Source organism: Cryptosporangium arvum DSM 44712 (genome assembly GCF_000585375.1).
GTDB classification, from domain to species: domain Bacteria; phylum Actinomycetota; class Actinomycetes; order Mycobacteriales; family Cryptosporangiaceae; genus Cryptosporangium; species Cryptosporangium arvum.
Genome location: NZ_KK073874.1, coordinates 3,265,874 through 3,278,185 on the forward strand (window position 1 = coordinate 3,265,874; position 12,312 = coordinate 3,278,185).

The 12,312-nt window shown below is 65.8% G+C and carries 10 protein-coding genes; 2 read left to right on the forward strand and 8 right to left on the reverse strand.

All coding sequences use genetic code 11. The features are described from left to right. Nucleotides 1-92 precede the first annotated feature (92 nt). The 7 genes from CRYAR_RS15300 to CRYAR_RS47035 form a co-directional block, all read right to left on the reverse strand. On the reverse strand, nucleotides 93-701 hold the full coding sequence (locus CRYAR_RS15300) for a hypothetical protein (protein ID WP_035851498.1): 609 nt from the start codon (nucleotides 699-701) through the stop codon (nucleotides 93-95). Continuing rightward, nucleotides 698-1,831: an FAD-dependent monooxygenase gene (locus tag CRYAR_RS15305; RefSeq protein ID WP_051570257.1), complete on the reverse strand. Its 1,134-nt coding sequence runs from the start codon at nucleotides 1,829-1,831 to the stop codon at nucleotides 698-700. The genes CRYAR_RS15300 and CRYAR_RS15305 overlap by 4 nt, the downstream gene beginning before the upstream one ends. A gap of 102 nt (nucleotides 1,832-1,933) precedes the next feature. Continuing rightward, nucleotides 1,934-2,149: a hypothetical protein gene (locus tag CRYAR_RS15310; RefSeq protein ID WP_035851499.1), complete on the reverse strand. Its 216-nt coding sequence runs from the start codon at nucleotides 2,147-2,149 to the stop codon at nucleotides 1,934-1,936. Between the two features lie 275 nt (nucleotides 2,150-2,424). After that, the gene (locus tag CRYAR_RS15315; protein WP_157017699.1) at nucleotides 2,425-2,919 is read right to left on the reverse strand and encodes a hypothetical protein; all 495 of its coding nucleotides are present in this window, start codon (nucleotides 2,917-2,919) and stop codon (nucleotides 2,425-2,427) included. 18 nt (nucleotides 2,920-2,937) lie between these two features. Next, the gene (locus CRYAR_RS43080; protein ID WP_051570259.1) at nucleotides 2,938-3,684 is read right to left on the reverse strand and encodes a GGDEF domain-containing protein; all 747 of its coding nucleotides are present in this window, start codon (nucleotides 3,682-3,684) and stop codon (nucleotides 2,938-2,940) included. 76 nt (nucleotides 3,685-3,760) lie between these two features. Beyond that, nucleotides 3,761-4,408 carry a hypothetical protein gene (locus tag CRYAR_RS43085; RefSeq protein ID WP_157017701.1) on the reverse strand — a complete coding sequence of 216 codons (648 nt, stop codon included), beginning with the start codon at nucleotides 4,406-4,408 and terminating at the stop codon, nucleotides 3,761-3,763. A 1,562-nt stretch (nucleotides 4,409-5,970) separates the two neighbouring features. Next, on the reverse strand, nucleotides 5,971-6,144 hold the full coding sequence (locus CRYAR_RS47035; protein WP_157017703.1) for a hypothetical protein: 174 nt from the start codon (nucleotides 6,142-6,144) through the stop codon (nucleotides 5,971-5,973). 656 nt (nucleotides 6,145-6,800) lie between these two features. Here CRYAR_RS47035 and CRYAR_RS15330 point away from each other — a divergent pair. After that, the gene (locus CRYAR_RS15330) at nucleotides 6,801-8,270 is read left to right on the forward strand and encodes a hypothetical protein (protein ID WP_035851504.1); all 1,470 of its coding nucleotides are present in this window, start codon (nucleotides 6,801-6,803) and stop codon (nucleotides 8,268-8,270) included. Between the two features lie 44 nt (nucleotides 8,271-8,314). Further along, nucleotides 8,315-9,535 (forward strand): ATP-binding protein, encoded by a 1,221-nt coding sequence (locus tag CRYAR_RS15335; protein ID WP_169745033.1) that lies wholly within the window; start codon nucleotides 8,315-8,317, stop codon nucleotides 9,533-9,535. A gap of 71 nt (nucleotides 9,536-9,606) precedes the next feature. Here CRYAR_RS15335 and CRYAR_RS45275 read toward each other — a convergent pair whose 3' ends face one another. After that, nucleotides 9,607-11,922, reverse strand: a complete 2,316-nt coding sequence (locus CRYAR_RS45275) for a tetratricopeptide repeat protein (RefSeq protein WP_342673865.1) — start codon at nucleotides 11,920-11,922, stop codon at nucleotides 9,607-9,609. Nucleotides 11,923-12,312: the final 390 nt, after the last annotated feature.

A 12,312-nucleotide genomic window follows, 5' to 3' on the forward strand; every position in this document is an offset into this window, starting at 1 on the left:
GGTCCTGCTGGCCGCGTCTGGTCAGGTGGACGAAGACGGCAACAGCCGGGCAGTCAGCGGCGGCGGAGCCCGCTGCGCGCGGGACCAGCGCCTCACCGTGAGTCGCGGTCGGCGGGAACGCCGGCCGGACGGTGCGTCAGGTCCTGCCAGGCTCCGTGGCGGGGGCGTAGCTCGGTCCAGACCTGCCACCACCGCTGCTCGTTGCCGTACGACGTCGCAGTCAGGTGCGCGATCAGCGCGTCGCGCCCGGAGCCGGCGAGCGTTCCGACGAGCCGGTGGGCGCCGTTGAGGACGACGAGGCTTTCCGCGCTTTCCGCTTCACCAATCGCGTCCAGGGCGCGGATCACGCGGTGGCCGGTACGCCGGGCGACCTGAATGGCGTACTCCAGGGACCAGGAGCTGATCAGCTCCTCGAAGACCCACTCGGCGGCGAGCACCCCACCGTTATGGGTGCGGCACGCCGCCACGAACGCAGTCATGTCCGCGGGGCCGAAGCGGGGATTGCCGTTGCTGTGGAAGACCGTGGCGCCGCCACGGCCGTCGTTGTGCAGCAGCCCGACAGCCTCGTCGTTCACGCTGATCGTCGCGGTGCAGGCGACCCCGTCCGGCGTCGGCGCTTCCTGGAACGAGGTGATCGTCAGCGTGGGATTGCGGGGTGCGTACAGCCAGGTGTGAGGAACGACGAGAAGGTCCGGGCTCATCGACGGGCTCCGTCGAGGACCGGAATGGTGTGCGAGGTGCCCAGGCCGAGGCGGCTGCTGATGAGCAGGCCACGCTCGAGCGTCGCGACCGCGTCCGGGAGACAGTGGCGCTCCCAGTCGCGCAGGTCATCCCCGAGTTGGCCGTGGCGCAGACACTGGACCAGACCCGCTGCTTGCTCGATTCCAGCGTTGGCTCCGCGGGCGGTCACGGGCCGGGGCGGAGCGAGGGCGTCACCGAGCAGCACGGCGTAGCCGGCGCCGATCGGCCACACCATCGACGTCGGCGGATCGACGTCCATGATCGCGACGGCCGCGCGCCGGCGGGTCGAGACCACGAGGTGGGCTTCGGCCGCGGGGAGGCGGTCGACCGCTTCCTGATCGAGACGCGAGCGGGCGGACCCGCCGATCTGCCCGTCCGTGACGTAGCTCCGCTCGCCCGGTGAGACTCCGAACCACGCGCGGAACTCGTTGGGGCTCGCGTTGAGGCCGAAGATCCAGTCCTGCCCGCCGGGCACCGGTGCGAGGTTGAATTGGCCACCCTGGCCGAGGTCGTAGCGGCGAAAATCGCCAGAGGGGTCACCGGGCCGCGAACTCGTACCCCGGTGCGCGACGCAGCCGGAGTAACACGTCTGCCGTCCGGGGTCGAGCAGCCGGCGGCCGATCGAATTGCGGCCGTCGGCGAACACGACCAGATCAGCGGGCTCGGAAGACCCGTCTGCGCGGACGACAACGGGACCACGGACGCTCTCGTGCAGCCCGACGATCCTGGTACCGAGATGCAGGACGGATCCCGGCAGGCGGGCGCGGAGCGCGGCGTGCAGCAGCGCCCAGGTGGTGAAGCGTCCCGGGTAGGGGATCCGGGTGGTCTTGATCGGGCGTCGGTTCCGGACGGTGATCTGCGCGATGGTGTCCGACCGGCCGGTGACGATCTCTCGCTGCGGGATGCCGATCGTGGCCAGGACGTCGAGCGCGGTGTTCTCCAGCGACATGACGCCGCCGGTCCGCGTCGCCAGGGCGGGTGCGGCGTCATACAGGGTGAGGTCATCGAAGCCGGCGCGCAGCAGCAGGAGTGCCAGGGTGGGGCCGGTGAGCGAGCCACCGACGATGGCGATCTTCGGGTGCTTGTACATGGGTCCCTTCCAAAAGGGGTGGTGGGACCCTGGGCACGGCTCCGCGGCCGGCCCAGGGGCAGAACGCGTTGCGTGCGAGAGCCGACGAGGCTCAGATTTCGGTCAGCTCAGGACGATGCGCAGGGCATTGACTGCGGCGTCCATGGCGTCGGCGGCGGTGGCGTAGTACGCGGCGTGCGCGCCGCCGGGGATGTAAAGCGGGTAGTCGATGCGGGCGCCGCGATCCCAGATCCGCACCGTCCAACCAGGGTCGGTGTCGTAGGGCGGGATGAGGTAGCCCGTCGCATCTACAGAATCGGCGGGCGGGTGAACGACCACGCTTCGAAGCCCGCCGTCGGGACGGCCGTGCGGAGCGACTGTCCAACCGCTCGGGGCACCGGCCTGAAGCTGCCGCAGCACGCGAGCGACTGCTGCCTCGCTGGCGGCAACACGTCGTTGTGCGTCTTCGTGACGGCGGCGATAGTCGCGCTCGGCGAAACTGATCCAGTCCCCGCGTCGAGGATCGTGAATCAGGTAGCAGCCGCAGTGCCCGCACCACGGGCGGTTGTCTCTTGAAAGGACGCAGTTACCGCAACAACCACACCGAGGCCCGTTCATGCCCAGGCCCGGAACTCCGCTGCTACGGCTGGCGGTCCTCCGCCCCAGGGATGCAGAAGGCCGGCTGCGGCGCCGATCCGATCGGCCCAGGACTCGGGGAAGCGGTCGACGTCGAACACTAGATCCCACGCGTCGAAGGCGTCTGTTGGTCCTTCACCCCAGCTCAGCCCGCCGGTGGTGTAGGCGTCGAGGCCCGGTTGGTCGGGTGGCGCGAATCGGTGACGCTGGACATCGCGGCCGGTCAGCGACCGTCGGAATCGCTCGAACAGGATCAGCATGTGGTGCTGCGCGGCCGCGCGGAGCTCCTCGACGCGGGCGGCTTCGGTCCACGCGTCTTCGCCGTGGGGGAGTGCGGGCTCGATCCAGCCGTTCTCGATCAGGATTCGCAGGTCATCGACGGAGGCGTTGGCGCAGAGCTCCTCGATGACGGCGGTGGCCGCGGCGCTGTCGAGTTCCGTATCGGCGGGTAGGTAGAAGACGCGGGCGATCATGTTGGCACCCATTAGGGCTCACTCCTTGGGGGAAGGCGTATCGGAACCGGTCGGCCGGCGGTCGCGGCGGCGGTCCGCAGGGCGGTCACCGGTTGGTGCGGGCAGTCCGTCGCGGAGCGGGTCGTAGAACTCGATTCCGGTGCCGTTGCGTTTGGCGGCGAACATCGCCAGATCGGCTGCGGCGAGGGCTCGGCGGGGGTCGTCGAAACCGGTCGCGATGCCGACGCTTGCCTGCACGGGCACGGAGGTGCTGCCGACGGTCACCGGTTGTTGGAAGGAGGCCGTCAGCGCTTCTGCGAGGGTCTGGGGAGCGGCGGGGCCGGCGATGAGGAATTCGTCTCCGCCGAGACGTGCGACCAGATGCTCCGGTGCGGTACTGGTGAGCCGCTGCGCGATGCCGGCGAGGTATTCGTCGCCTCCGGTGTGGGTGAAGGTGGCGTTGAGGGCGTGCATGTTGTCGACGTCGACGAGCGCGACGGTCAGCGTTTCGCCGGTGTGGTCGGCCAGGTAGTGCTCGGCGACGCGGCGCACGGCCAGCCCGGTGACCGGGTCGGTGTAGGCCTCGTCGAGCTGCTGGGTGACGTCGACCAGTTGGTGGTTGAACTGGACGAGCCGGAGGACCGCGAGGATGAGGCCGGCGAGGTTGACCGTGGTCGCTGCCTTGACGTGCCCGGTGGCCAGGAGGCCGCACGAGATGGTGATGAGCATCGCGGCGGCGATCGTCGCTATGGCGTGCTGGCGGGGGAGTTTCTGGTCGGTGGGCATTGGGGGTCTCCATCGGGTGTGGGCGCATGACGAGGGGGCGAATCAGCGCGTGCCGATTCGCTCGGTGCACGTGGTGTCAGGGGGTGCGGAGCGCGACGACGATGTCGTCGGGGGCGAGCGTGTCGATCTGCCCGTTGGCCTCGGCCAGGTAGTCCATCCGGGGAGCGAGCTGCCCGGTACCGGCCGTGAGGAGAGTGCCGTCGAGGCAGAGCAGTCGGTCGCCGGGGACGGCAGAGAGCCATCCGAAGTGGGCGTAGGCATGGGAGCCGAGTTGGAGTGCTTCGAGGTGGCTGGTCGGCAGGTCCATCGCGCGGTGCGGCAGCGCGTTGTAGGTGTTCATGACCAGGACGCGCGGTTGGGCCAGGTAGTCCTGTTGCGCCCGGTCGAGCGGGTACCGGGTGGGCGTGGTCCGGTGGTGGGCGAGGAACGTCCAGTAGGGCTGGGCGGGGCGGGTATTGGCCACGACCTGCTGCCAGACCGTCCACCGGTACCAGTTGAGCTGGTAGGCGGCGTTGCGCATCGCGGCAAGGTCGAGGTGGTGGAGCCGGCCACCGGCAATGGATTCGTGCTCGATGCGGGAGAACCAGTGGCGGCGTCGGCCGGCGAGGAAATGGTCGGCTGGACCGTGGGTGGTGAGGGACAGCGCGGCGAGGCTGGCTTCGGCAGCGGCGGCGATCCTCTCGGCGGGAGTGTCGTCGGGAAGACAGACCAGGGATAGGGACATGGGTGTCTCCTTCGGGAGGACGCGGAGGGCGGGCACGCCGAAGGGCCTCCGTGTGTGCGGAGGCTGGAGCGGTAGGAGCTACCGGTCTACGTCGGGGTGCAGAGAGTGGTGCGGGTGGGCGGGGCGCTCACGGGCGGCGCAGGCCGACCGGCCGGAGAGGCGGGTGGGCGGTTGCGACCGCGGTCGTGGACGGGAAGCCCAGGTGATGCGATGTAGAGGTGGAGAGAACTCAGCATGACGGTTTGACCCAACGGACCGATTGAAACCGGGTCGGCGCAGCTCGTGTTGGGCGTGCTGATCCGTTGATGCCAGCCTCACGGTGCTGGCGGTACGTCCGTAGTGCCCCCGCAGGCCTGCTCTCTATGACACGTGCACGGAGGTGATAGATCCATCGACGGCCCGATGCCGCCTTCGGCAGTGAGGGCGCCGGAACCATCCCGGCTTGCAGGCGCGGGAACTTACTGTCATGCCGATGAGAATGCATCCGCACTTATTCGATGTGAGTGCTGCATCGAACGACTTTCTCTGCCGAGTGCAGACGATGGCCGGCCGTCACCAAACTCTAATATCTGTAACGAACTGACGAGTAGCCACACATTTGTAATGCGACCTCCATTCGCGCGGCGGCCGTACGACCTTGGAGTGGCCGTTCCTCGCCAGCTCGCAACCTGGCGCCAGGCGTTAACAGAGCATCTGAATACGGACGAGGTGCTGTAACGAGGAGGGGTGCATACGGTGCATCGAGCTAGTTGCCCGGCTTCAATGATCCTTGCTAGCGTTCTGGCGGAAGATGTGCGCGCAATTCCTGGGGGGAACCTATGCGAGCAAAATCTGCTGTTAGAGTGATCGTGACACTTTTCGTTGCCGTCGCTGCTTCTGTCGTTCTGCTTCCGACAGCGTCGGCTCAGGCGGCGACGACGGTTGGGCCGGTAACAATCAACTGTGGCGCCCTGACCTGCAGCGCATACCTGTCAAGGTCGGCGACACGAGCAGCCAATGACAAGCTCGCTGCTGGCGGCGGGGCATATGCGGCATTGGCGGGTAGTATCTGCGGTCCGTTGGGGATTGCTGCACCGCCCGTCGGCATCGCATGCGGCACTGCAGCGGCGCTCCACGCGGGATTCATTCAGCAGGAGATCGGTGACGCCGCCACCAAACACGGCACTCGCGGAGCCTGCCTGAAGGTGACGTTCACTCGCCCCTACAAGGGGAAGTCGACCATTACCTGGTGGTCAACAAACAACGGGAACTACTGCAAAGACTAGGAGCCGCAGTTCCATGAAGGGGCGGCTCTCTTTGAGAGCCGCCCCTAGCCGTTGCCGGGCCAAATAAAAAACGCACTGGTGCGCACAGTCGAAGTTGCACCTTCGTTAGGATTGAGGGAAGCGTTCCCTTCGACGCCTCCTCATCCCACTCTATTGCCGCCGAGCGCGCGAAGCGCACTCTATTGGCCGCGATCAGCTAGTTCGCTGGTTCTCCGCAGTCCGGACGAGGAGCCGCCCGGAGTGCCCTGCCACACGGCGATGGAGCACGAGGCGAGGCGCAGTGAAGCTCAGAGGCCATCACGTGGACAGGTCTGTCGGTGATACCTGCACCGCTTTGCCGGTAGCGCTGTCGTCCGGCCGGTCGGCCACCCTTTCCTTACGCAGCTTTTGCGCGACTGCGATACCGAGATTGATCAGGGCGCCGAGGATGGCGGCGAGGTCGCCGAGATCCACTCCGGTGAACGTCACCACGGTGTGCTCCTTCGCAGGTTGGCAGGCAAAGACGCTGATCCCGTCTCAACCTGGCAGCGCCGAGGCATGCTCCCGCGGCCGACGTGTCTCCGTCATGCTCGCCTCCGACGTCTACTTGCACTTTGCCGGGTGTAACGGGTACGGGCAGGAGACGCCGTGGGACAGCATGCGCCGCACCGGCCCGAGATACTTGTCCCCTGTAACACCGGTGGCGTGATGCGGAGGAGCGCGAGTGGCAAGCCGCGGCGAGAGCGATCGGAGCCAGTGGCCTCCGGTCGGGCCGGTGCGCGGGTGGCTGGAGTTCGTCGGGGCCCTGCACGAAGAGGCCGGGTATCCCAGCCTCCGGACGATCGCGTCGCGAATGGCTTTGCGAAACCGGACCCGTGTCAGCAATCTCCTTCGCGGTCTGTCGCTTCCCGCCGATGCTCAGCAGGCGATAAGCCTGGCACGTGCGCTGGGCGGTGGAACGGATGAGGCTGACGAGGCCGTCCGCCGTTATGAGGCGGCGTTCCTGGAATGGCGACGCGCTCCTGGTCCGGATACCCCCGCTCTGCTTGGGGTCCCGGTGGCCGACGCCGATCCCCGGGAGTTCGGCGTCCATAACGCCATCACGGTGACCGGCCAGGCGAACGAGCGGCAGCCGTCCTACGTCCTGCGTGATACCGACACTGAAGCCGACGGAGTCCGCTCACTGCTCCGCGCCGCCGCACAGCGAGGGATCCGCGCCGCAGGCGTTCCTGGTACTGGTCGGAGGCTCGTCGGTCGGCAAGACGCGCTGCGCGTTCGAGGCGGTCCGCGCGGAATTGCCGGACTGGAGGATCTTCCGCCCGGCCTGTTCCGCCGACGTGCAGTCTCTGGTGGGCAGTGGGCAGGACCGGACGGTGCTGTGGCTCGATGAGTTGCAGCGATACGTGGACTGCAGCGATCCGATCACTGCCGAGACCGTTCTGGCCCTATTGCATTCCCCTGCGCGGATCGTGGTGGTAGGAACACTTTGGCCCGAGCACTATCGCCGGTACACAGCGCTGCCGACACCGGACGACGATGATCACCGTGACCATGAACGGCGGCTTCTCGAGCTCGCTCGCGCGACGTTCATCAGTGATCAGTTCTCCGCCGCCGAGCGACTGCGAGCCCGGGCTGTCGCCGAACATGATCCGAGGATCCGGACGGCACTGGTCGATACCGACTTCGGACTCACGCAGACGCTTGCTGCCGCGCCCCTGCTCATTTCCCGGCTGGCCGGTTGCCGCACGGCAGCGCCACGAACCTGGGCTGTCATGACGGCCGCGATTGCCCTCGCGCGCCTGGGCCACCGCGGGCCCCTCGCCCCTGATCTGCTGAAAGCGGTCGCGCCGGGCTACTGTATGCAGCGCGATCGCGCCGGTGCCGGGTCGGACTGGTTCTCATCAGCGCTGGAGGATTGCACCGAGACGTTGCATGGAGCCTCGTCGATGCTCATCCCGTACTGTGCCGATCCGGACGCAATGGGCCTCGTGACCGGCTACACCGTAGCTGACTACTTGGTCGCCCACGCCGAACCGACACTCGATATCCCCGCGACCGTGTGGACCCAACTGGCAGTCCAATCCTTCAATCCGCAGGACGCGGTCCGCCTCGCCAAGGCAGCCGAGGAAAGGCTCCGCTACTTCTGCGCCGAGGCCCTCTGGAGGCAAGCACACACCGCGGGACACCCTGATGCGGTCGGAGAGCTCGCCGGGCTGCTGATCAACCGGGGTGACCTCGCCGGCGCACTTGACCTCTTGTTGCCGGCCGGAACCGCGGGAGATCGCCAAGCGCTGGCCGAGGCAGTGGATCTGCTCGGCGAGATGGGCGACCCGCAGCGCGCGACCTCCCTGCTGGAGATCAACGCCAGCGATGGTTCCCGGTCCGCCCGCCACCAACTGGTGCGACACCTGAGGGCATCGGCGAGCACGCCGATGCCGACGAGCGGCTGCGGGAATGGGCCGCCACCGGGGACGCGGACGCGCAATACCTGCTGGCCCACCGTCTCCTCGCTGCCGGCGCTCTCGATGAACTGTGGTCGCGGGCCGAAGCCGGCGACGCCGCTGCGGGGGTGTGCCGTGCTGACCTGCTGGCCGTGCGGGAAGACATCAGTGGCCTGACCGCAGTGGCTCGCGGTGGCGATTCGGTCGCCCTGGAGCGACTCGTGGTCCTGCTGGTCAGCCAGCACCGCATCCGGGAAGCCCTGGGCCTCCTGCGGGAGATCAGCCCGGACAACCCGGTGGCGGCAGGCCACGTCACGGAGATCCTGTTGCGCCGGGGCGAGTTCAGCGAAGTCGAACGGCTGCTCGACGAGGCCGACAGACGCGGCGACCCGCACACCACAGCCTGGTGGAACCAGTTGCATCACGCACGCGGCGATGCTGCCGCATTGCGCGCCAACGCTGAGCGCGGGGATCGGGCGGCCGCCGTTCGCCTCCTGGCTCTACTCGACAGCCGAGCACAGCACGCCGAGGCCGATCGGTGGCTCTCCACGCAGCAGTCACACGGGGACCTGCGCGCTTGGGTCGGTCATACCCTCGCCAACCGCCTCGACGAGCGCGAGGACGTGGAAGGCCTCCGGCGCCTCGCCGATGCAGGAAACTCGATGGCGGCCGAGTGCTATCTCGCCGCGGCACGCAGGCACCACGGTTACGACGTACTCGAACAGTGGGCCGCTGCCGGTCATTCGGGGGCTCGTACCTACCTCACCGAGCTTCTCGCCGAACGCGGCGACGCCGACGTTCTTCGAGGTCTCGCAAGTACCGGTGACACCTACGCCGAGGCCCTGCTGATCGAGTTGCTGTGTAGCACGCGAGACGTCGCCGCCCTCGCATCCGAGGCAAGCAACGACAACGCGGCCGCACTAACGGGCCTCATCCGGCTGCTGGTCGAGGATGGAGACCAGGCAGGGCTGCAGGAACTCGCAGAAGCAGGTCACCTCCACGCCGCCCGCGCGCTGGCCAAGATGCAAATGAACGTCGACGACCTGGCCGGCGCCCTCGAGACACTCACCGCGTACGGCGACCAGGCTGATGCGGAAACCTCAAGCCTGGTCGCACACATCCTGTACCGGGCCGGAGACCGACACGGACTGGAAGCCCGCGCGGAGACCGGCGACGACGACGCAGCCGGAGCGCTGGTTGCTCTCCTCATCCGACTTAAAGACCGAGACGCCCTTTGGGACTATGCCGCCGCTGGCCGACCAGCGGCCTGCCGTGCGCTCGCCGACGCGCTGGACCAGTGGGGTTACGATGACGATGCCGCCCTCGTCCGGCGCCTCGGCCTCGACGCCGCTGGCCGAGCCATGCCCGGCCCGGATGCCATTCCGGGGCCGACATCGCGGACACTCCGTCGCGACGTACTTAGCGCAGCCGCCACGGCCTGATATCCGCGTGTGTTGTTCGGTGCGGCCTGCTCTGAAACTCGCTGTCATGCCGACGAGAGTGCGTCAACCCCTTAAGAATCGCGTAGGCGTTCCGCCCATCGCGCGCTACGAAAGGCGTCATGAAGGGCGTCTGCGCGTTGCGCAATTACAGCGGCTCGGTGAAGTTCGCCCATATCGGTTTCGATTTCAGAGAGTTGGCGCAGATAGCTTTCGAGATTCGGATGATCTGGCCCGTAGGTATTCTCCGTGATTGAAATGGCTCGTGCGATACCGTTTCGCGCTGCTCTGAGGTCGCCCGCATCCCGCTGTAAGCGACTTAAGCCGGCGAGCACGGACGTCAATTGTGGAGCATCTGGCCCGAACGCTTCTTCAAGGATTATCCGCGCACGATCGAGAGCGGACCGAGCATTGACCGGAGAGCCGCCTTTGGACAATGCTCGCCCGAGAATGCTCAGTAAGAAAGCATTCATCGGATGCATCTCGCCGGCCTGTTTCGCTGTTATTCCTAAACTTAGTTCTAGTACTGCTTGTGACGTTTCAAAATCACCCACCCGGTAAAGGGTGCGGCCGAGATGCCCAGCGCGGAAGGCTGTTGTTAGATTGTCGGTACCAAACAATTCCTCAGTGATAAGGAGAGACAATTCTAAGTAATTTAGCGCCGCCTCCATGTTCCCTAGATCGTCTTCCGCATTGCCAAGGAGACTAGCAACGTCTGCCACTCGCATCGAATACGGGCCTTCCAGGCTGCGGACGAACGTGAGGGCTTTGCGTAAGCAATTTCGGGCTGCCGTGGTGTCTCCTCGGCCAGCGAGGTACGCGCCTAGCTTAGTAAGCAACTCACCAGCCTCTGGTGTGGGTAACGTCCCGCAGTGCTCCAGCACCTTGGCGGCGTGCGGAGCTAACTCGGTCATGACCGGCCAACTTTCATGCCCCCACGTATCGTCTGGCATGGAGGCGGCCACGATGCGAGCTACCCAATGCACCCAGTCAAGGGCATTCATTCCATCGCTCGTCAGCTGGCTACGCGTTGCCTCTGCTACGAGGCGGTGCATACCTACGTGCGAATCGTCGAGGCGCGTCACCAAATTCAACCTTGCCAACGATCCAACGAGCTCTTCTAGCTCGGACTCACTGATATTCCAGGCCAACTCCCGGCCGATAGGTCCTTTGAGCGCCAGTGCTTGGTCGGTGATTAACCAGGTCGGGATTTCATCCGGATCGAGGAATGCGAACAGTCGCAGCAGCGTTAAGGCGCCCGGTTGTTGCTCAGCCAAAGTCGCATGGTGGATCAACCAAGTTGTCGCGACGGTGCGAGGATAGTCGACTGCAAGTTCGGTAAGCCGCGACCCTTGAGCCTCAGTCCTTCTGAATAGGTGGAGGTACCCAGACAGCGACAGGCGGTGGGCTTCCATGTAGGTAGCTGCTTCGGTAAGCGCTAAAGGTAGGTCGCCTAGCTCCTCGGCGAGCATCTCGGCGGACGTTTGGTCGTTGCCGGCGGCGAACTCCGACGAACTATTAATCAAATAGGCTACCGACTCAAGTCGATCGAATGGTCCAACATTTAGGCCGTTCGCTAGCCCTATCCAGGGACGGGTTCGAGAAGTTATTAAGGTGTCGCCAGATCCCCCTGGAACCCAGTTTCGAACGGTTGTCGCGTCCGATGCGTTATCCAGCACGATTAACCAATCCGACATAGAGCGCAGAGCAATCACCACATCGTTTGCGGTAGTGTACAGATCTGAGCCTGCTGAAATGCCTAGTGCCGATGCCAGTCGAGTTAAGTCCTCGACCATGGTTAGCTCGGACTCGGCTCTAACCCACCAAGTAATCTGGTAATGATCGTCAGTCCGCGCTCGGTGGGCGAACTCGAGCGCTATCTGACTTTTCCCCGCTCCACCCATGCCGTGCAAGGCTATGGCGGCCCCTCGCTTCCCGGACACAAGGCGATTTAGTCGAGCAATCGCATCTTCCCTGCCCGTAAAGTGTGGGTTGCGAGGCGGCAAGTTGCTTGCCGGCACTGACTCGGTGATGCGCGCACCGAAAGAGTGCTGGTAGAGTTGCGTTACAGGGGCCAAGTAGTTGTGCGCATGAGCGACCGGCGCATTGGGAGTTTCGTCCGGCCCTCCTGCCATTGGGTTAGTTGGTCGGTCGCCCGAGGTGACCTCTGCGGATTGACGATGCTGGAGCACGCCGAGCGTCGCCGTTCCGGCGGTGAGCAAGGCGACCAAAGCCCACATGACCACGCGATTCTCGAGCCAAGGCCATTGAGGCAGGAGCTCCGTCGCGATATTAGTAGCTATCGCCAAAGCTGCTACCCATACTGCGACTACGGCGACCAACCCGCTGCGGATCAGATGGCGCATAGTTTGGCTAGCGCGCGGCGTCATCACAAGCCTGATGCTCTCATCATGCGGATGTAGTCGCCCGTCCAATTGTCGAGTCGAGCACCCGGGGATCCCGACGCATAACCAGGCGGCGGTCGCTCGCCCCCACAGTCCGCTGCGGATCGCTCGCGCTGCAGGCGTGGTGCGAGTCGCGAGAGTCAACGATCAACGGCGCGGTTTAGCTGTGGAGTGGGAGACGGATGCTCGCTCATGCCGCCGATGGGAATTTCACCTGACAACGCTGCAGCTTGTATTCGGTTCTCTGGCGACACATCGGCCGACGCGTCGACGCGCGGCCGACCGCGACGATGGTTTTGGGCTGGTTACGCGGTGACGAGGCCAGATGCTCATCGCGGGCTAGTTCTAGACTGCTCGGGCCGTGGGGGAACCGGG

Coding starts and splice junctions, on each gene's coding strand:
- CRYAR_RS15300 (WP_035851498.1), bottom strand. CDS start 701: ATGAGCCCGGACCTTCTCGTCGTTCCTCACACCTGGCTGTACGCACCC.
- CRYAR_RS15305 (WP_051570257.1), bottom strand. CDS start 1,831: ATGTACAAGCACCCGAAGATCGCCATCGTCGGTGGCTCGCTCACCGGC.
- CRYAR_RS15315 (WP_157017699.1), bottom strand. CDS start 2,919: ATGATCGCCCGCGTCTTCTACCTACCCGCCGATACGGAACTCGACAGC.
- CRYAR_RS43080 (WP_051570259.1), bottom strand. CDS start 3,684: ATGCCCACCGACCAGAAACTCCCCCGCCAGCACGCCATAGCGACGATC.
- CRYAR_RS43085 (WP_157017701.1), bottom strand. CDS start 4,408: ATGTCCCTATCCCTGGTCTGTCTTCCCGACGACACTCCCGCCGAGAGG.
- CRYAR_RS45275 (WP_342673865.1), bottom strand. CDS start 11,922: ATGACGCCGCGCGCTAGCCAAACTATGCGCCATCTGATCCGCAGCGGG.